Below are 18,968 nucleotides of genomic sequence, written 5' to 3'. Positions count from 1 at the left end.
ATGGCAGAAATCCAGAACTACAACCTGAACTTCGGCCCGCAGCACCCGGCCGCGCACGGGGTGCTGCGCCTGGTGCTCGAACTGGACGGCGAAGTCGTCCAGCGCGCCGATCCGCACATCGGTCTGCTGCACCGGGCCACGGAAAAGCTGGCCGAAACGCGCACCTTCCTGCAGACGCTGCCGTACATGGACCGCCTGGACTACGTGTCCATGATGTGCAACGAACATGCCTACTGCATGGCGGTGGAACGTCTGCTGGGTATCCAGATACCGCTGCGCGCGCAGTACATCCGCGTGATGTTCGACGAAATCACGCGCATCCTGAATCACCTGATGTCGCTGGGTTCGCACGCGCTGGACGTGGGCGCCATGGCGGTGTTCCTGTACGCCTTCCGCGAGCGCGAAGACCTGATGGACTGCTACGAAGCGGTCTCGGGCGCGCGCATGCACGCGGCCTACTATCGCCCGGGCGGGGTGTATCGCGATCTGCCCGATACGATGCCGCAATACAAGGGCTCCAAATACCGTTCCGCGAAAGAACTGCGCGCCATGAACGAGGCGCGCTCGGGTTCGTTGCTGGACTTCATCGAGGACTTCACCAACCGCTTCCCCACCTGTGTGGACGAATACGAGGTCCTGCTGACGGAAAACCGCATCTGGAAACAGCGTCTGGTGGACATCGGCGTGGTGTCGCCCGAACGCGCCCTGGCGCTGGGTTTCACCGGCCCCATGCTGCGCGGTTCCGGCATCGAATGGGATCTGCGTAAAAAGCAGCCCTACGAGGTCTACGACAAGGTCGATTTCGACATCCCGGTCGGCAAAAACGGCGACTGTTACGACCGCTATCTGTGCCGCATCGGGGAAATGCGCGAATCCAACCGCATCATCCGCCAGTGCATCGAATGGCTGCGCAACAATCCCGGCCCGGTGATCGTGGACAACCACAAGGTCGCCCCCCCGAAGCGCGAACGCATGAAGACCGGCATGGAAGACATGATCCATCACTTCAAGCTCTTCACCGAAGGCATGCACGTGCCCGAAGGCGAGGCCTATGCCGCAGTGGAACACCCCAAGGGCGAATTCGGTATCTACCTGATTTCCGATGGGGCCAACAAGCCCTATCGCCTGAAGATCCGCGCCCCGGGTTTCGCCCATCTGCAATCGCTCGAAGAAATGTCCAAGGGCCACATGATTTCCGACGTAGTGACCATCATCGGCACCCAGGATATCGTGTTTGGCGAGATCGACCGCTAGACGCCCCGGACACCACAGGACCATGACGATGCTGCTTTCCGAACAAGCCTACCGGGACATCGACCGGGAAATTGCCAAATATCCGCCGGCACAGAAACAGTCGGCCGTGATGGCGGCGCTGACCATCGCCCAGACCGAAAAGGGCTGGGTTTCGCCCGACGTCATCCGCGACGTGGCCGCCTATCTGGGCATGCCGCCGGTCGCGGTGCAGGAAATCGCGACTTTCTACGCGATGTACAACACCCATCCGGTCGGGCGCTACACGCTGACCATCTGCACCAATCTGCCCTGTGCGCTGCAGGGCGGCACGCAGGCCGCCGAATACCTCAAGGAAAAACTCGGGATCGGTTTCCACGAAACCACGCCTGACGGCCTGTTCACGCTGCAGGAAGGCGAATGCATGGGCGCCTGCGGCGACGCCCCGGTGGTCATCGCGAACGACAAACACATGTGCTGCCGCATGCAGCCCGAAAAAATCGACGCCCTGATCCGGGACCTGAAGGAGTCGGCATGAGCGCGCTGGACGTCTTGCAAAAATATGCGACGGATGCGCTGAATCCGGACCTGGGCGGCGATGCCGCCCGCAGCATGATTTTTCATGGTCGCCACATCAATCCCCAGATCCTGGCGGGGCTGAATGGCAACAACTGGGGCATCCAGGACTACATGGCGCGCGGTGGCTACACGGCGCTGAAAAAGATCCTGACCACCGGCATGAAGCCCGACGACGTGATCGCCGAACTCAAGGCTTCCAGTCTGCGCGGGCGTGGCGGCGCGGGTTTCCCGACCGGCCTGAAATGGTCTTTCATGCCGCGCAATCTGCCGGGCCAGAAATACATCGTCTGCAATTCCGACGAGGGCGAACCCGGCACCTTCAAGGACCGCGACATCCTGCGCTACAACCCGCACTCGGTGATCGAAGGCATGATCATCGGTGGTTTTGCGATGGGCGCGTCGGTCGGCTACAACTACATCCACGGCGAAATCTTCCAGATCTACCAGCGCTTCGAAGAAGCCCTGGACGAAGCCCGCCAGGCCGGGTTCCTGGGCGACGACATCCTGGGGTCGGGATTTTCATTCCAGTTGCATGCGCATCACGGGTTTGGCGCCTACATCTGCGGCGAGGAAACCGCCTTGCTGGAATCCATCGAAGGCAAAAAGGGCCAGCCGCGCTTCAAGCCGCCGTTCCCGGCCAGCTTCGGCCTGTACGGCAAGCCGACCACCGTCAACAACACGGAAACCTTCGCGGCCGTGCCCTTCGTGTTCCAGGTGGGCGCTCAGGCCTATCTGGAAATGGGCGTCGAAAAGGCGGGCGGCACGAAAATCTTCTCTATTTCCGGCGACGTCGAACTTCCCGGCAACTACGAAATCCCGCTGGGCACGCCCTTTGCCACGCTGCTGGAACTGGCCGGCGGGGTCAAGGGCGGACGCCAACTGAAAGCCGTGATCCCCGGCGGGTCGTCGGCGCCGGTGCTGCCGGCCGACATCATGATGAAGACCAACATGGACTACGACTCGATCGCCAAGGCCGGGTCCATGCTGGGGTCGGGCGCGGTCATCGTCATGGACGAAACCCGCTGCATGGTGAAATCGCTCATGCGTCTGTCGTATTTCTACATGGAAGAATCCTGCGGTCAGTGCACGCCGTGCCGCGAAGGCACCGGCTGGCTGTACCGCATGATGCAGCGCATGGAACACGGCCAGGGCACCGCCGACGACATCGAGACGCTCGATTCCGTGGCGCACAACATGATGGGTCGCACCATCTGCGCGCTGGCCGATGCCGCCGCCATGCCGGTACGCAGCTTCATCAAGCATTTCCGCGACGAATTCGTCCACCACATTGACCACAAGGACTGTGTGGTCGCCAAGTATCTGTAGGGTCAGGACACGCCATGGTAGAACTCACCATCGACGGGCTGAAGGTCCAAGCCGAAGAAGGCAGCATGGTCATCCAGGCTGCCCACTCGGTCGGGCTGTATATCCCGCATTTCTGCTATCACAAAAAACTCAGCATCGCGGCCAACTGCCGCATGTGCCTGGTCGAGGTCGAAAAGGCCCCCAAGCAGTTGCCCGCCTGTGCCACGCCCGTGACCAACGGTATGGTGGTGCACACGCGCTCGCCCAAAGCCATCGAGGCCCAGCGCGCCGTGATGGAATTCCTGCTGATCAATCACCCGCTGGATTGCCCGGTGTGCGACCAGGGCGGCGAATGTCAGCTGCAGGATCTCGCCATGGGCTATGGCGAATCCGCCTCGCGCTATAAAGAACCCAAGCGCGTGGTGTTCCACAAGCCCATGGGTCCGCTGATTTCGGCCGAACAGATGCAGCGCTGCATCCATTGCACCCGCTGCATCCGGGTTGGCCAGGAAATCGGCGGCTACATGGAAATCGGCATGCTCAACCGGGGTGAATTCTCCGAGATCACCACCTTCGTGGGCGAGGCCGTCGAATCCGAACTCTCGGGCAACATGATCGACGTCTGTCCGGTGGGCGCGCTGCTGTCCAAGCCCTTCATGATGGCCGCACGGACCTGGGAACTGGCGCGCCGCCGCTCGGTCAGCCCGCATGACAGCGTGGGCGCCAATCTGGTCGTGCAGACCAAGATGGACCGCGTGCTGCGTGTGGTGCCCTTCGAAAACGAACCAGTCAACGAATGCTGGATCAGCGACCGCGACCGCTTTTCCTATGCCGGGCTGTACGTGGAAGACCGTCTGCAGCACCCCATGGTGCGCGGTTGCGACGGCCAGTGGCACGAGGCCTCCTGGTCCGATGCCTTGCAGTCGGTCGTTACCGGGCTGAATCAGGTGCGTGAAGACGGCGGCGCGACACAGATCGGCGCGCTGGCCACCGACACGGCAACCCTGGAAGAACTGGCCCTGCTGGCGCGGCTGACCCGCGGCCTGGGGTCGGACAACATCGATTTCCGGCTGCGTGGCGATGGCGCGGCGCTGGATGCCGCGCGCACCGGCACACCCTGGCTGGGCATGCCGATCGCCGATCTCAATACGCTGGACCGCACGCTGGTCGTGGGGTCCTTCCTGCGCAAGGATCATCCCTTGATGGCCCAGCGTCTGCGCCAGGCCGCCAAACATGGCATGCAGCTGTCCCTGGTGGATAGCGTGGCCGCCGACCCGCTGGTGCCGGTCACTGGCCGCATGACCGTCAAGCCCTCCGCCCTGGTGGGCGCGCTGGCCGAGATCGCCGTGGCGCTGGCCGGCCTGAAGTCCCAGCCGGTGCCCGAAGGCCTGGCCGGCGTGCAGCCGGGAGAATCCGCCCGCGCGATTGCCGACAGCCTGGCTTCAGGCGAGCGCGTGGCCGTGCTGATGGGTAATCTGGCCGTGTCCGACGATCAGGTGGCGCTGCTGGCCGCCAATGCGCAGCTGATCGCGCAATTGGCAGGCGGGCGCTTCGGCTTCCTGACCCAGGGCGGCAATACGGTGGGCGGCTATCTGGCCGGCGCCGTGCCGGCGCAGGGTGGGCTGGATGCCCGCCGCATGCTGGGCGGCGATCCCCTGAAGGCCTACCTGGTGCTGCAGGCCGAGCCGCGTCTGGACAGCGAACTGGGCGATCGCGCCGTGCGCGCGCTGCAGGGCTCGGGGATGGCCGTGGCGTTCACGGCGTTCCGCTCGGCCGCCGAGGACTGGGCCGACGTGATGCTGCCGATCGCGCCGTTCACCGAAACGTCCGGCTCCTTCGTCAACGCGGAAGGCCGGGTGCAGAGCTTCAAGGGCGTGGCCGCCCCGGTGGGCGATACCCGTCCGGCCTGGAAGGTATTGCGCGTGCTGGGCAATCTGCTGGGCCTGCAGGGCTTCGACGATGAGACCTCCGAATCGGTGCGCGACACCGTGATGGTGGGGGGCGTCGATGGGCGCCTGTCGAATCAGATCCGCCAGGCCCCGGGTACGCTGGCGGCCGGTACGGGTCTGGAACGCGTGGCGGAACTGCCGATCTACCGGACCGACGCCCTGGTGCGCCGTTCCCAGCCGCTGCAGGACCACATCAATTCGGCGCCGCCACAGGCCGCCATGAACGCCGTCACGCTGCAGTCCCTGGGGCTGACGGCTGGCGACGCCCTGCGTGTCTCGACGGCACATGGGTCGGCTGATCTGTCCGCCGCCCTGGACGATACCGTGGCCGACGGCGCCGTGCGCATTGCCGGCGCCTTTGAACAGACCGCGGCCCTGGGCATGGGCTCGGGCGCCATCCAGCTGGAGCGACGCTAAATGGACTGGTTGAATATCCTCAACGCCTACGGCACCGATCTGATCGGGGCGACCCCCTGGCTGGTGGTCTGGACACTGATCAAGATCGTGGTTATCGCGGTGCCGATCATCCTGTGTGTGGCGTACCTGACGTATTGGGAACGCAAGATGATCGGCTTCATGCACGTGCGCCTGGGGCCCAATCGCGTGGGCTATCGCGGCCTGCTGCAGCCGTTCGCCGACGTGTTCAAGCTGCTGACCAAGGAACTCATCGTTCCGGCCAAGGCCAACCCGGTGCTCTACGTCGTGGCGCCCGTCGTCACGCTGATGCCGGCGCTGGCCGCCTGGGCGGTGATTCCGTTCCAGCCGGAAATCGTGCTGGCCAACGTCAACGCGGGGTTGCTGTTCGTCATGGCGATCACCTCGGTGGGCGTGTATGGCGTCATCGTGGCCGGCTGGGCGTCGAACTCCAAATACGCCCTGCTGGGGGCACTGCGCGCATCCGCGCAGATGGTGTCCTACGAACTCGCGATCGGCTTCGTCATGGTGACCGTGCTGCTGGTGTCGGGCACGCTGAACCTCTCGGGCATCGTCCACGGACAGGGCACCGGCTGGTTCGCCGATCATGGCGTCAGTTTCCTGTCCTGGAATTGGCTGCCGCTGCTGCCGCTGTTCATCATCTACGTCGTGTCCTCGGTGGCCGAGACCAACCGCCACCCCTTCGACGTGGTGGAAGGCGAATCGGAAATCGTGGCCGGCCACATGGTGGAATATTCCGGCATGGGGTTTGCGCTGTTCTTCCTGGGCGAATACGCCAACATGATCCTGCTGTCGGCGATGGCATCGGTCATGTTCCTGGGCGGCTGGCTGCCGCCGGTGGACATCGTGCCCTTCACCTGGGTGCCTGGCTGGTTGTGGCTGGGCATCAAGACCTTCGTGGTCGTGTCCATGTTCATCTGGTTTCGCGCCACCTTCCCGCGCTACCGCTATGACCAGATCATGCGTCTGGGCTGGAAGGTCTTCATTCCGCTGACCGGGATCTGGCTGGTGGTCGTGGCGATCTGGATGCAGACGCCTTGGAACATCTGGCAGTAAGGGGTACGACATGGAAGCGATCAAGGATTTCTTCGGCAGCCTGATGCTGAAGGAAATGTTCGAAGGCATGCGCCTGACGGGCAAATACTTCTTCAAGCGCAAGATCACCCTGCGCTACCCGATGGAAAAGACGCCGGCCTCGCCGCGGTTCCGCGGGCTGCACGCGCAGCGTCGCTATGCCAACGGCGAAGAGCGCTGCATTGCCTGCAAACTGTGCGAAGCCGTCTGTCCGGCCCTGGCCATCACCATCGAATCGTATCAGCGCGAGGACGGCAGCCGCCGCACCACGCGCTACGACATCGATCTGGCCAAGTGCATCTTCTGCGGTTTCTGCGAGGAGGCCTGTCCGACGGACGCCATCGTGGAAACGCACCTGCTTGAATACCACGGCGAAAAACGCGGCGACCTGTACTACACCAAGGACATGCTGCTGGCCGTGGGCGATCGCTACGAGTCGGAGATCGCGGCCCGCCGCGCCGCCGACGCGCCTTATCGTTGATGCCGGAAGACCGACCATGAGTTTCGATTCAATCCTGTTCTATCTGCTGGCCCTGGTGCTGGTTGTCGCGGCGTTTCGCGTCATTTTGTCCACCAGCCCCGTCACCGGCGTGCTGCACCTGATTCTGACCTTCTTCACCGCGTCCATGATGTGGATGCTGATCCAGGCGGAATTCCTCTCGCTGGTGCTCGTCATCGTCTACGTGGGGGCGGTGATGGTGCTGTTCCTGTTCGTCGTCATGATGCTGGATATGCGCCCCGAAGGCCTGAAAGCCGGGCTGAAAGTCTATCTGCCGTTGGGGCTGACCATCGGCGGCATCATGGTGCTGGAAATGGCGTTCGTCGTGCTGCGCTCCTGGGGGCATGCGCCGGCGCTGCAGCCGCCCGCGGACAATTTCGACAATACCCTGGCGCTGGGCACCGCCATGTACACGCAGTTCAGCTATGCCGTGCAGGTCGGCGGCCTGATCCTGCTGGTGGGCATGATTGCCGCGATCGCACTGACCATGCGCAAGCGGGCCGACTACAAACGCACCACCCCAAGCAAACAGGTGCGCGTCAACCCGGCTGACCGGGTGCGCATGGTGCACATGCAGGCCGTGGTGGACACACCTGCCGCCGAATCCGAAGGAGCCGAAAAATGATGCAAATCGGACTGAGCCATTACCTGATCGTCGGCGCGATCCTGTTCGCCATCGGCGTGTTCGGCTTCTTTCTGAACCGGCGCAACCTGATCGTGCTGTTGATGTCGATCGAACTGATCCTGCTGGCGGCCAACATGAATTTCGTGGCCTTTTCGATCTGGTCCGGCAACCCGGCCGGACAGGTCTTCGTGTTCTTCGTGCTGACGGTGGCGGCCGCCGAAGCCGCCATCGGGTTGGCCATCCTGGTGTTGCTGTTCCGCAATATCAGCACCATCAATGTCGACAAGCTCGACCAGCTGAAGGGGTAAGGGCGTCATGACCGCGCAAAGTCTTTATTTGTTGATCGCCCTGGCACCGCTGGTCACGGCGGTCCAGGTGGGTTTTTTCGCCACCGGCTTCATGGGGTCCTGGATCGGGCGGCGCGGCGCGCACAGCCTGACGATCCTGGGGGTGGCGATTTCCTTCGTCGGCTCGCTGATCGTGCTGCAGCAGGTGCTGGGCGGCCAGACCTTCGACGGCACGATCTACACCTGGTCCATGATCGGTCCGTTCAAGTTCGAGGTCGGCTTCCTGATCGATCAACTGTCGGCGCTGATGATGGTGGTGGTGACGGGCGTGTCGCTGATGGTGCACATCTACACCATCGGCTACATGGCCGACGACCCGGGCTACAACCGGTTCTTTTCCTATATCTCGCTGTTCACGTTCTCCATGCTGATGCTGGTGATGTCGAACAACATGATGCAGCTGTTCTTCGGCTGGGAAGCCGTGGGCCTGGTGTCCTATCTTCTGATCGGTTTCTATTATTCCAAGCCCTCGGCGGTTTTCGCCAACCTGAAGGCCTTCATCGTCAACCGGGTGGGCGACTTCGGCTTCGTGCTGGGAATCGGCCTGCTGTACGCCTACTCGGGCAGCCTGCATTACGGTGAAGTCTTTTCCCAGGCCGACAAGCTGGGCACCATTGTCTTCCCGGGTACCGACTGGCAGATGCTGACCGTCGCCTGTCTGTGCCTGTTCGTGGGCGCGATGGCGAAATCCGCGCAGGCGCCGCTGCACGTCTGGCTGCCGGATTCCATGGAAGGCCCGACCCCGATTTCCGCACTGATCCACGCCGCCACCATGGTGACGGCCGGGATCTTCATGGTCGCGCGTTTCTCGCCGGTCTACGAACTGACGCAGACGGCTCTGTCGGTCGTGATGGTGATCGGCGCCTTCGGCGCGTTGTTCCTGGGCATCCTGGGCGTGGTGCAGAACGACATCAAACGCGTCGTCGCCTATTCCACGCTCTCGCAGCTGGGCTACATGGTGGTGGCGCTGGGCGCCTCGGCCTACTCGGTGGCGATCTTCCACTTGATGACGCATGCCTTCTTCAAGGCACTGCTGTTCCTGGGGTCCGGCTCGGTCATCATGGGCATGATGCACGATCAGGACATGCGCCACATGGGCGGCCTCTGGAAGCGCATGCCCATCACCTGGATCACGATGCTGATCGGCACGCTGGCGCTGGTGGGCACGCCCTTCTTCTCGGGTTTCTATTCAAAAGAAAGCATCATTGCCGCCGCCGAGGCCGCCAACATCCCGGGTGCGCATTTCGCCTACATCATGACCCTGTCGGGCGTGTTCGTGACTTCGCTGTATTCCTTCCGCTTGGTCTTCCTGGTCTTCCATGGCAAGGAACGCTATGCGGATCATGACGGCCATGGTCACGATCACGGGCACGAAGGCGGGCATTGGGCCAGCCACGGCGACGGCCCGACCATCCATTCGCTGCATGGCGCCAAGCCCAAGGAATCCCCGTGGGTCGTCACGCTGCCTCTGGTGATCCTGGCTTTCATGTCCGTCGTGGCGGGTGTCTGGTTCGTCGATCCGCTGCTCTTTGACGGCTATTTCGGCCGGTCGATCACCGTGCTGGCACAGCACCCCGCCATGGCCGCTCTGGCCGAGGAATGGCACGGCTGGGTCGGCTTCGGCCTGCATGGCCTGACCGCGACGCCGTTCATGCTTCTGCTGGCCGGTTTCGTGGTGGCCTGGTATTGCTGGCTGATCAACCCCGCAGTGCCGGCGGCGCTGGCGCGCACCTTTGCGCCCATCTATCGTCTGTTGGACAACAAGTACTATTTCGACTGGTTCAACGAGAACGTCATCGCGCGGTTGGTTCGCGCCCTGGGCCGCGGCCTGTGGCAGGGCGGTGATCGCGGTCTCATCGACGGCATCATCGTCAACGGCGGCGCCCGCATGGTCGGTGCCGCGTCGGCGACAGTGCGCTTGCTGCAGTCCGGCTACATCTATCATTACGCCTTCGCCATGATCATCGGCATCATGGTGTTTCTCACATTCTTCGTCTTGATGGTTCATTGATGGCTAGCGAAATGGCGTCCTCTACACTCCCCTGGCTGACCCTGTCGATCTTCGTCCCGATTGTTTTCGGGTTGCTGGTGCTGCTGATCGGCCGGGACGACAATCCGGGGCCGGCACGGGTGCTGTCTCTGGTGGGTTCCATCGCGGGCCTGCTGGTGACGCTGCCCCTCTACACGGGCTTCAACCCGAAGACGGCGGACATGCAGTTCGTGGAAAACACGCCGTGGATCGAAGCGTTCAACCTGAACTACCATCTGGGCATCGACGGCATCGCGATCTGGTTCGTGCTGCTGACGGCCTTCATCACCATCATCGTGATCCTGGCCGGCTGGGAAGTCATCAAGTCCCGCGTGGCGCAGTACAACGCGGCCTTCCTGATTCTGTCGGGCCTGATGGTCGGCGTGTTCTGCGCGCTCGACGGCATGCTGTTCTACGTGTTCTTCGAAGCCACCCTGATCCCGATGTACATCATCATCGGCGCCTGGGGCGGGCCGAACCGGGTCTACGCCGCCTTCAAGTTCTTCCTCTACACGCTGGCGGGTTCGCTGCTGACGCTGATCGCCTTCATCTATCTGTGGCACGCGGCGGGCGGTTCCTTCGACGTGGCGACCTGGCAGCGCATGCCCCTGAGCTACACCGAGCAGATGTTCATCTTCATCGCGCTGTTTGCCGCGTTTGCCGTGAAGATCCCGATGTGGCCGATCCACACCTGGCTGCCGGACGCCCACGTCGAGGCCCCCACGGGCGGCTCCATCGTGCTGGCGGCCGTCATGCTGAAGCTTGGCGCCTATGCCTTCCTGCGCTTCTCGTTGCCGATCGCGCCGGACGCCTCCCACAGCCTGGCCGGGGTGATGATTGCCCTGTCGCTGGTGGCGGTGATCTACATCGGCCTGGTCGCCATCGTTCAGGACGACATGAAGAAGCTCGTGGCGTATTCGTCCGTGGCGCACATGGGCTTCGTGACGCTGGGTTTCTTCATCTTCAACGTCACCGGCCTGGAAGGCTCCATCATCCAGATGCTGTCGCACGGCTTCGTGTCGGGCGCGATGTTCATGTGCATCGGGGTCATGTACGATCGCCTGCACACGCGCCGCATCGACGCCTACGGCGGGATCATCAACCGCATGCCGCGCTTCGTGACGTATTTCGTGCTGTTTTCCATGGCTAACGCCGGCCTGCCGGGCACCAGCGGCTTTGTGGGCGAATTCACCGTCATCCTGGGCGCCGTGCAGTACAACTTCTGGATCGGCCTGCTGGCGGCATCCGCGCTGATCTGGGGCGCCAGCTATTCGCTGTGGATGCTCAAACGCGTGGCCTTCGGCCCTGTGGCCAACGAGCAGGTCGACGGCATGAAGGACATCGGCAGCCGCGAGTTCCTGATTCTGGGGCTGCTGGCGATCTTCACGCTGTTCATGGGGATCTATCCCAGCTTCTTCACGGATCTGATGCATCCCTCGGTGCAGGCGCTGCTGGATCACGTCGCTCAATCGAAACTGTAGACCGGAATGACGATGCAAAATCTTTTCGACTTCGCGCTGGCGACCCCCGAGATCGTGCTGCTGGTGCTCACCGGGGCGGTTCTGCTGATCGATGGGTTCGGTAACGATCCCAACCGTCGCATGACCTTCATGCTGACCATGGGCACCGTACTGGTCGCCGTGGTGGTGTCCTGGAACCAATGGGCCAACCAGGTTCACGGCCGTACCTTCAGCGACCTGTATGTCGCGGATTCCCTCGGGCACTTCCTGAAGATCCTGTCGGCTATCGCGGTAGGCGTGACTCTGATCTACGGCCGTGCCTATGCGGAAAAGCGCGACATGGTCACGCGCGGCGGCGAGCTCTATTCCCTGACGCTGCTGATGCTGCTGGGCGAGTTCATCATGATCTCGGCCGGCAGCATGCTGACGGTGTACCTGGGTGTGGAACTGATGTCCTTCGCCCTGTACGCCCTGGTGGCGCTGCGCCGCGATCATCTGGCCTCGGTCGAGGCCGCCATGAAGTACTACGTGCTGGGCTGTCTGGCATCCGGCATCCTGCTCTACGGCATGTCCATGATCTATGGCGCCACGGGGCAGCTGGGGCTGGCCGAGATCGCCCAGGTCATCCGTGACGGCGGGGCACAGCGCCTGCCGCTGGTGTTCGGTGTGGTGTTCATCGTCTCCGGCCTGGCGTTCAAGCTGACGGCCGCGCCGTTCCACATGTGGACGCCGGACGTCTATCAGGGCGCGCCGACCACGGTCACGCTGCTGGTGGGCGCGGCGCCGAAATTCGCCGCCTTCGCCATCACGCTGCGCCTGCTGATCGAAGCGCTGCACGGCATCGCCATCGACTGGCAGCCGATGCTGCTGATCATGGCGGCGCTGTCGCTGGCGATCGGCAACATCGTGGCCATCGCGCAGACCAACTTCAAGCGCATGCTGGCCTATTCCACGATCTCGCACATGGGTTTCGTGTTCCTGGGCCTGTTGTCGGGCGTCTACGAAGGACAGGCTGGCGCCAGTGCCGCCGCCTATGGCGCATCGCTCTTCTACATCGTCATCTACGTCCTGACGACGCTGTCCACTTTCGGTCTGATCATGCTGATGTCCCGTCAGGGCTTCGAGTGCGAGGAAATCGCCGACCTGAAGGGCCTGAATCGCCGCAATCCGGTGCTGGCGGGCGTGCTGTTGATCGCCATGTTCTCGCTGGCCGGGATTCCGCCGCTGTCGGGTTTCTATGCCAAGCTCGTGGTGTTGCAGGCCTTGATTGGCGCCGGCCACGTGACGCTGGCGGTATTCGCCGTGATGATGTCGCTGATCGGCGCCTTCTACTACCTGCGCGTGGTGAAGATGGCCTACTTCGACGAACCGGACGATGGTGTGACGCTTGGCGCCGGCACGGTGGCGGCGCGCAGCGTGATGTCCCTCAACGGTCTGCTGGTGATCGGTCTGGGCATTCTGCCGGGCGGTCTGATGGCACTGTGCGTGGATGTCATCCGTCAGTCGCTGGTGTTTTAAGGCCTGGTTCGGATCATGATGTTATCGGTCGCCGCCTGGTTGGTGATTCTGGGCGCGCTGGTGCTGGCCAATCTGCCGTTTCTGGTTGACCGGCCGCTGGCGCCCTGGCCCTGGGGCCGGGCGACGCGTGCGTTCGGTGGCGCGTTGCGCTGGGCCATCGGCCTGGGGTTTCTGGTGCTGCTGGGCTTGTGGTCGTGGGGTACGATCCGGCTGGTGGGCGGCGCGTTCGGCGGCGTCGGCAGCTTGTTGTTCGTGATCAAACTGATCGTCAGCGTTGCGCTGGTGGCGCTGTTGTTGTCCGCGCCGGGCTGGATCGCGGACCGATCCGCGCGTGCCGCGTCGGCACGGGCCTCGGCATCCGGCAAGCCGTTCATCGATCGATTCCTCGAAGTCCTCGTGGGTTATGTGCTGATCGGTTCACTGGGGTTCACCCTGGAACTCGACCTGGGCAATGCCTTTCCCCAGGGCTGGGAATTCTACGCCGTGACGCTGGCGCTGTTTCTGGTGCTGGCGTATCCGGGCTTCGTCTGGCGTTATCTGCTGCAGCGGCGCCGGCACTGACGCGCCGGTTGAAGATCAATACCATGGCACACATCATCCTGCAGGCTCCGCGCCTGATGGCGGCGGACATCGAACGGCTGGCGGCGATCGCCTGCGCGGATGGCGTGCAGGAACTGGCTCCGACGGCGATGCGCCTGCTGAATGTGGATTCGTCCGCCCGCGACGAAGTGATGGCCATGGCGCAGGCTGCGCACGTGGATGCCGCCTGGCTGGAATCGGTGCATCGGCTGTCGGACTGCAAGGTGCTGGCGATGGATATGGATTCCACCTTGATCAACATCGAGTGCATCGACGAGATCGCCGACGCGGTGGGGCGCAAGGCCGAGGTCGCCGCCATCACCGAAGCCAGCATGCGGGGCGAAATCAAGGATTTTTCCGAAAGCCTGCGGCGCCGGGTGGCGCTGCTGCGTGGCGTGCCCGAATCGGCGCTGGAGCAGGTCTTTATCCAGCGTCTGCGGCTGAATCCGGGTGCGGAAAAATTGATCGAAGCCGCCCGCGCGCATGGTCTGAAGACGTTGCTGGTGTCGGGCGGGTTCACCTTCTTCAGCGAACGTCTGCGCCGGGGCCTGGCACTGGACGAGGCACATGCCAATACGCTGGAAGTCGCGGACGGCGTGCTGACGGGCCGGGTGCTGGGCGACATCGTCGATGGCGCGGCCAAGGCGCGTCATCTGCAGGCGCTGGCGCAATCGCTGGATGCCTCGCCCGAGCAGATCATCGTGCTGGGCGACGGATCGAACGACCTGCCGATGATGGCGCAGGCCTATTATTCCGTGGCCTACCGGGCCAAGCCGGTGGTGCGGGCCCAGGCCCGGTTCGCACTGGACGTCAGCCCGCTGGATGCCGTGCTGAACTGGTTCCGGCGGCAGCATTGACTGGGTTTTGAGCTTGAAGTTTACGCCTGGACAGCTTCTTTGATCAGAGCGACAACCCACTGATTCAGGCTTTCGCCATGGGCGGCTGCAGCGGTGGTGGCTGCCTGGTGGATTTCGGGCGGCACCCGCAGGACAAACCGCCCTGAGAAATTCCGCGTGGGTTTGACCCCGTGCCTGGCGCATTCCTCCAGGAAAATGCGCAGTGATGTTGCGCCTTCCCGATGAAGTCCGGGGATGTCTGACGCATAGAAATCCGCCCCGCCATTGAGGCCAATGAATTCTCCCCGGAACATCTCCAGTTCCGAGTCATATTCGATGACAGCCTGATGTCCGTCGATGATCATGATGTTCTTCACGGCTTGACTCCGTTTTCCTCCAGCCAGCGTCGTAAGGATGCAACCGCAGCCTTGTCCATGTCAGGAGACGGGTGAGGTCGATGAAAGACCCGGACCTGGTCGAACAAAAACACCGCGATACGAGACCCTTCGCGCTGTGTGATCGTCGCACCGAGTTCGGCCATGAGTCCAGCGGCATCATTCCATTTCAGTCCTGCTGGCGTCGGGTGGGAAAAAATCAGTGCGAGGATTTTCTGGTTTTTGGCTTTCAGTGTCATGATACTAATAATTAGTATTGAAAGTCGAGACGTGAGGTTCCGTCGAGCTTTCATCCATGATAGGGTCCTGGGTCGTGCAAGGGTGTTTGGCTGTGATAAAACTGTCACGGTGGTCCGATCGGCCGATCGTCGACCGTGTCCTGCCTGTTCACCATGCCTTGCGCCACTTCCTTCCCGCACAATCTCCTGTCTCCTTGGCCTGCCGTCGCAATTGAGGAGCCATCTGGAGGCCGAACGCGCCCGGACGCATACCTACTATCGCGCCACGGATCATCATCCCAGCCCTGACGACCGCTACTTCACCCGGGCGGATGATGTGGTCGGGTCTGCGAAGGTTTACGCCGTGACACCGCCCAGGCGCTGCAGCAGCCCGCGCAGTTTCTGGACCCGCCCGGGCACGTCCACGGCACCGCCGAAGGTGATCTTCAGCCGGTCGGATCCATTCAGGCGGACCTGCCGGTCCTGCTGGACCAGTTCGATGACGCGCAGCGGTTCGACCTTCGGTTGGGCGGAGAACTGGATCGAAGCTTGGGATTCGCCCGCGTCGATCTTGATGACGCCCAGGGACTCGGCCAGCAGGCGCAGACGGTGCAGGGACAGCAGGGTCTGCCCGGCCTCCGGCAGCTTGCCGTAGCGGTCGATGAGTTCTTCCTGGATCAGGGTCAGCGCCTCGGCGTCCGCGGCGTGGGATAGGCGCTTGTACAGCCCCAGGCGGGCCTGTACGTCGGCGCAGTAATCCGAAGGCAGCAGCGCGGGGGCATGCAGATTGACCTCGCATTGCGCGCTGAACGGGCTGTCCAGGTCGGGTTCTTCTCCGGACTTCAGCGCGCGCACGGCGGCGGCCAGCATGTCGTTGTACAGGCTGTAGCCGATTTCCTGGATGTTGCCGGACTGCGACTCGCCCAGGACCTCGCCGCTGCCGCGGATCTCCAGGTCGTGCATGGCCAGGAAGAACCCGGCGCCCAGTTCTTCCATGGACTGGATGGCTTCCAGGCGTTTTTTTGCGTTCGCGGTGATCGCGTCCTCGCCGGGGGTCAGCAGATAGGCGTAGGCCTGATGGTGGGACCGCCCGACGCGACCGCGCAACTGGTGCAGTTGCGCCAGGCCGAGCTTGTCGGCGCGGTGGATGATGATGGTGTTGGCCGACGGGATATCGATGCCGGTCTCGATGATGGTGGTGCACAGCAGCACGTTGCTGCGTTGCTGGTAGAAGCCTTTCATGACTTCCTCCAGTTCGCGCTCGCCCATCTGGCCATGGGCGACGGCGATGCGGGCTTCCGGGACCAGTTCCTCGAGCCGCGCGCGGCGGTTGTGGATGGTATCGACTTCGTTGTGCAGGAAATACACCTGGCCGCCGCGTTTCAGTTCGCGCAGGATGGCTTCGCGAATTGTGCTGCCGTCTTCGCGGCGCACGAAGGTCTTGATGGCCAGGCGCTTTTGCGGTGCCGTGGCGATCACGGAAAAATCGCGGATGCCTTCCAGCGACATGCCCAGCGTGCGCGGGATCGGGGTGGCGGTCAGGGTCAGCACGTCGACTTCGGCGCGCAGGGCTTTCAGGGATTCCTTCTGGCGCACGCCGAAGCGGTGTTCCTCGTCGATGATGACCAGGCCCAGTTGTTTGTAGCGTACGTCCTTGGACAGGAGCTTATGGGTGCCGATGACGATGTCCACGGTTCCTTGGGCCAGCCCTTCGATCGCCTTGGCGGTTTCCTTGCCCGTGCGAAAACGCGAGAGCTCCGCGATGCGGACCGGCCAGTCGGCAAAGCGGGTGGCGAAGTTCTGGGCATGCTGTTCGGCCAGCAGCGTGGTCGGGCACAGCAGCGCAACCTGGCGTCCGTTCATGACCGCCAGGAAGGCGGCGCGCAAGGCGACTTCGGTCTTGCCAAAACCCACGTCGCCGCACACCAACCGGTCCATGGGGCGGCCCGACGTCATGTCCTGGATGACGGCCATGATGGCCTCGGCCTGGTCCGGGGTTTCCTCGAATCCGAAACCTTCGGCGAAGGCCTGATAGTCGCGCGTCGGAAACTGGAAGCGCAGGCCTTCGCGCGCGGCGCGCTGGGCATACAGGGCCAGCAGTTCCGCCGCCGTATCGCGCGCCTGCCGCGCCGCTTTGCGGCGAGCCTTTTCCCATTGGCCGGAACCCAGCGGATGCAAGGGTGCCTGATCCGGATCCGCGCCGCTGTAGCGGGCAATCAGATGCAACTGGGAGACCGGTACGTAGAGCGTGGCTTCCTGGGCATATTCCAGATGCAGCAGCTCGATGGGGCCGTCTCCCAGATCCATGCTGACCAATCCCCGGTACCGGCCGATGCCGTGCTGCACATGGACCACTGGGTCGCCCACGTGCAGTTCGGCCAGATCGCGCACCATCGCGTCGATGTCGCTGTGCCGTTCCGCGCGCCGGCGGTTGCGGGCGGGGCGGGCGGACTGCGCCGGATAGAGATCGTTCTCGGTCAGGATCGCCAGCCCCGAAGGCGGCATCAGGAACCCGCCTGTCAGCGGGGCGACGATCAAGGAGAAACGGGCATCGCTGTCCAGGTAATCCTGCCAGGTATCGAATGTCGCGTCGGGCTTGAGGTGGTAGTCGGCCAGCAGTTCGGCGATGGTTTCGCGCCGTCCGGCGGAATCCACACAGATCGCGGTGCGCAGGGGGCTTGCGCCCAGGTGTCGGCGCAGGCCCGCGAGCGGGTCTTCCGCGCGGCGGTTGACGGCCACGTCCGGGCAGTCCGCGAAGTCCGGATGGGCCTGGTCGTGGACCAGGGCCAGGCGCGCGAGCTGTCGCAGCCCGACGTGCAAGGCTTCATCGTCCAGGAACAGCATGTCCAGCGGCAGCACGGGCCGTTCGGGGTCCGCCTTCAGGAACTGCCAGCGGTTGTGCGCGTCCTGGGTGAAGCGCGCAATGGCGGCCGATACATCGCCCAGGGTCACCGCGATCGTGTCGGGCGGCAGGTAGTCGAACAAGGTGGCTGTGTTTTCGAAAAACAGCGGCAGGTAGTATTCGATGCCGGCGAAGGCGATGCCATTGCCGATGTCCTTGTAAGGCAGCGCGCGTGACGGGTCGCCTTCGAACAGTTCCCGGAACCGGGCGCGAAAACGGTTGCGGGCCTCCTCGTCCATGGGGAATTCGCGGCCGGGCAGCAGCTCGATCTCGCGCACCGGGTACAGGCTGCGCTGGGTGTCGATGTCGAAGCTGCGGATGGATTCGATTTCGCGGTCGAACAGGTCGATCCGGTAGGGCAGGGCCGACCCCATGGGAAACAGGTCGATCAGCCCGCCACGAATGCAGAATTCGCCCGGGGCGCCGACCTGCGTGACATGGCTGTAGTTGGCCAGCGTCAGTTGCGCGCGCAGCCGTTCTTCGTCCAGCGCGTCCCCCTGACGGAACTGGAATGTATAGGCAGCCAGGAATCCGGGCGGGGCCAGGCGTACCAGCGCGGTGGTGACCGGGACGATCAGGATGTCGACGGTGCCCTGGCCCAGGGCATGCAGGGTGCGCAGGCGCTCGGAAATCAGATCCTGGTGCGGCGAGAAGCTGTCGTAGGGCAGGGTTTCCCAGTCCGGCAGGAATCGTACGCGCAGATCCGGGTCGAACAGAGCGACTTCGTCGGCCAGACGCTGCGCCGCCAGGGGGTCGGCGCAGAAGGCCGCGAGCGGATGCCGCGCTGCGCGCGCCAGCGATGCCAGCAGCAGGGCGTCGCCAGACCCCGGCGGGCGCGGCTGGACGTAGCGCTGGCCGGGTTTCAGGGCGGCCAGCGTTGGGGCCAGGGAAGGCAGGGCCAGCGGCGTTTGGGTGGGGGCGGGGTGTTCCATTGATGCGGACAGGATTCGGTTCGGCGGAAGGATCCGGGTGAGAGCGGCCCGGTCGG

16 protein-coding genes are annotated in these 18,968 nt (G+C 63.5%); 13 read left to right on the top strand and 3 right to left on the bottom strand.

Annotation, left to right across the window (positions count from 1 at the left end):
• The 13 genes from ABCV34_RS08735 to serB are packed head-to-tail and all read left to right on the top strand — an operon-like array spanning nt 1 to nt 14,486.
• Nucleotides 1-1,254, top strand: coding sequence for an NADH-quinone oxidoreductase subunit D (locus ABCV34_RS08735; RefSeq protein WP_345795841.1), 1,254 nt, complete (start codon nt 1-3; stop codon nt 1,252-1,254).
• Nucleotides 1,255-1,285: 31 nt separating this feature from the next.
• Nucleotides 1,286-1,768, top strand: a complete 483-nt coding sequence (gene nuoE, locus ABCV34_RS08730) for an NADH-quinone oxidoreductase subunit NuoE (protein WP_345798743.1) — start codon at nt 1,286-1,288, stop codon at nt 1,766-1,768.
• On the top strand, nt 1,765-3,135 hold the full coding sequence (gene nuoF, locus ABCV34_RS08725; protein ID WP_345795840.1) for an NADH-quinone oxidoreductase subunit NuoF: 1,371 nt from the start codon (nt 1,765-1,767) through the stop codon (nt 3,133-3,135). Before nuoE ends, nuoF begins: the two co-directional genes overlap by 4 nt.
• A 14-nt stretch (nt 3,136-3,149) precedes the next feature.
• Nucleotides 3,150-5,480 carry an NADH-quinone oxidoreductase subunit NuoG gene (nuoG, locus tag ABCV34_RS08720; protein WP_345795838.1) on the top strand — a complete coding sequence of 777 codons (2,331 nt, stop codon included), beginning with the start codon at nt 3,150-3,152 and terminating at the stop codon, nt 5,478-5,480.
• On the top strand, nt 5,481-6,554 hold the full coding sequence (nuoH, locus tag ABCV34_RS08715) for an NADH-quinone oxidoreductase subunit NuoH (protein ID WP_345795837.1): 1,074 nt from the start codon (nt 5,481-5,483) through the stop codon (nt 6,552-6,554). It abuts the gene before it with no gap.
• Between the two features lie 10 nt (nt 6,555-6,564).
• A complete protein-coding gene (gene nuoI, locus ABCV34_RS08710; protein WP_345795836.1) occupies nt 6,565-7,053 on the top strand; it encodes an NADH-quinone oxidoreductase subunit NuoI in 489 nt (162 codons plus the stop codon).
• A 16-nt stretch (nt 7,054-7,069) separates the two neighbouring features.
• Complete coding sequence (locus ABCV34_RS08705; RefSeq protein WP_345795835.1) at nt 7,070-7,696, top strand: NADH-quinone oxidoreductase subunit J; 627 nt, start codon at nt 7,070-7,072, stop codon at nt 7,694-7,696.
• Nucleotides 7,696-8,004: an NADH-quinone oxidoreductase subunit NuoK gene (gene nuoK / locus ABCV34_RS08700; protein WP_345798742.1), complete on the top strand. Its 309-nt coding sequence runs from the start codon at nt 7,696-7,698 to the stop codon at nt 8,002-8,004. The genes ABCV34_RS08705 and nuoK overlap by 1 nt, the downstream gene beginning before the upstream one ends.
• A 7-nt stretch (nt 8,005-8,011) precedes the next feature.
• Nucleotides 8,012-10,054 (top strand): NADH-quinone oxidoreductase subunit L, encoded by a 2,043-nt coding sequence (gene nuoL, locus ABCV34_RS08695; RefSeq protein ID WP_345795834.1) that lies wholly within the window; start codon nt 8,012-8,014, stop codon nt 10,052-10,054.
• A gap of 11 nt (nt 10,055-10,065) precedes the next feature.
• Nucleotides 10,066-11,553, top strand: a complete 1,488-nt coding sequence (locus tag ABCV34_RS08690; protein WP_345795833.1) for an NADH-quinone oxidoreductase subunit M — start codon at nt 10,066-10,068, stop codon at nt 11,551-11,553.
• Nucleotides 11,554-11,565: 12 nt separating this feature from the next.
• Nucleotides 11,566-13,050 (top strand): NADH-quinone oxidoreductase subunit NuoN, encoded by a 1,485-nt coding sequence (nuoN, locus tag ABCV34_RS08685; protein ID WP_345795832.1) that lies wholly within the window; start codon nt 11,566-11,568, stop codon nt 13,048-13,050.
• A 15-nt stretch (nt 13,051-13,065) separates the two neighbouring features.
• Nucleotides 13,066-13,611 carry a DUF2818 family protein gene (locus ABCV34_RS08680; RefSeq protein ID WP_345795831.1) on the top strand — a complete coding sequence of 182 codons (546 nt, stop codon included), beginning with the start codon at nt 13,066-13,068 and terminating at the stop codon, nt 13,609-13,611.
• A gap of 23 nt (nt 13,612-13,634) precedes the next feature.
• Nucleotides 13,635-14,486 (top strand): phosphoserine phosphatase SerB, encoded by an 852-nt coding sequence (gene serB / locus ABCV34_RS08675; protein ID WP_345795830.1) that lies wholly within the window; start codon nt 13,635-13,637, stop codon nt 14,484-14,486.
• A 20-nt stretch (nt 14,487-14,506) separates the two neighbouring features.
• Here serB and ABCV34_RS08670 read toward each other — a convergent pair whose 3' ends face one another.
• From ABCV34_RS08670 to mfd, 3 genes are all read right to left on the bottom strand, one after another.
• Entirely contained in the window at nt 14,507-14,842 is a 336-nt protein-coding gene (locus ABCV34_RS08670) for a type II toxin-antitoxin system HicB family antitoxin (RefSeq protein WP_345795829.1), read from the bottom strand.
• A complete protein-coding gene (locus tag ABCV34_RS08665; RefSeq protein WP_345795828.1) occupies nt 14,839-15,099 on the bottom strand; it encodes a type II toxin-antitoxin system HicA family toxin in 261 nt (86 codons plus the stop codon). Before ABCV34_RS08665 ends, ABCV34_RS08670 begins: the two co-directional genes overlap by 4 nt.
• 336 nt (nt 15,100-15,435) lie before the next feature.
• Nucleotides 15,436-18,912 carry a transcription-repair coupling factor gene (gene mfd / locus ABCV34_RS08660; RefSeq protein ID WP_345795827.1) on the bottom strand — a complete coding sequence of 1,159 codons (3,477 nt, stop codon included), beginning with the start codon at nt 18,910-18,912 and terminating at the stop codon, nt 15,436-15,438.
• Nucleotides 18,913-18,968 lie beyond the last annotated feature (56 nt).

This window comes from Castellaniella sp. MT123 (genome assembly GCF_039614765.1).
Classification (GTDB): domain Bacteria; phylum Pseudomonadota; class Gammaproteobacteria; order Burkholderiales; family Burkholderiaceae_B; genus Castellaniella.
The sequence above is the reverse complement of the archived record's forward strand: the minus strand, read 5'-3'. Positions and strand labels throughout refer to the sequence as shown.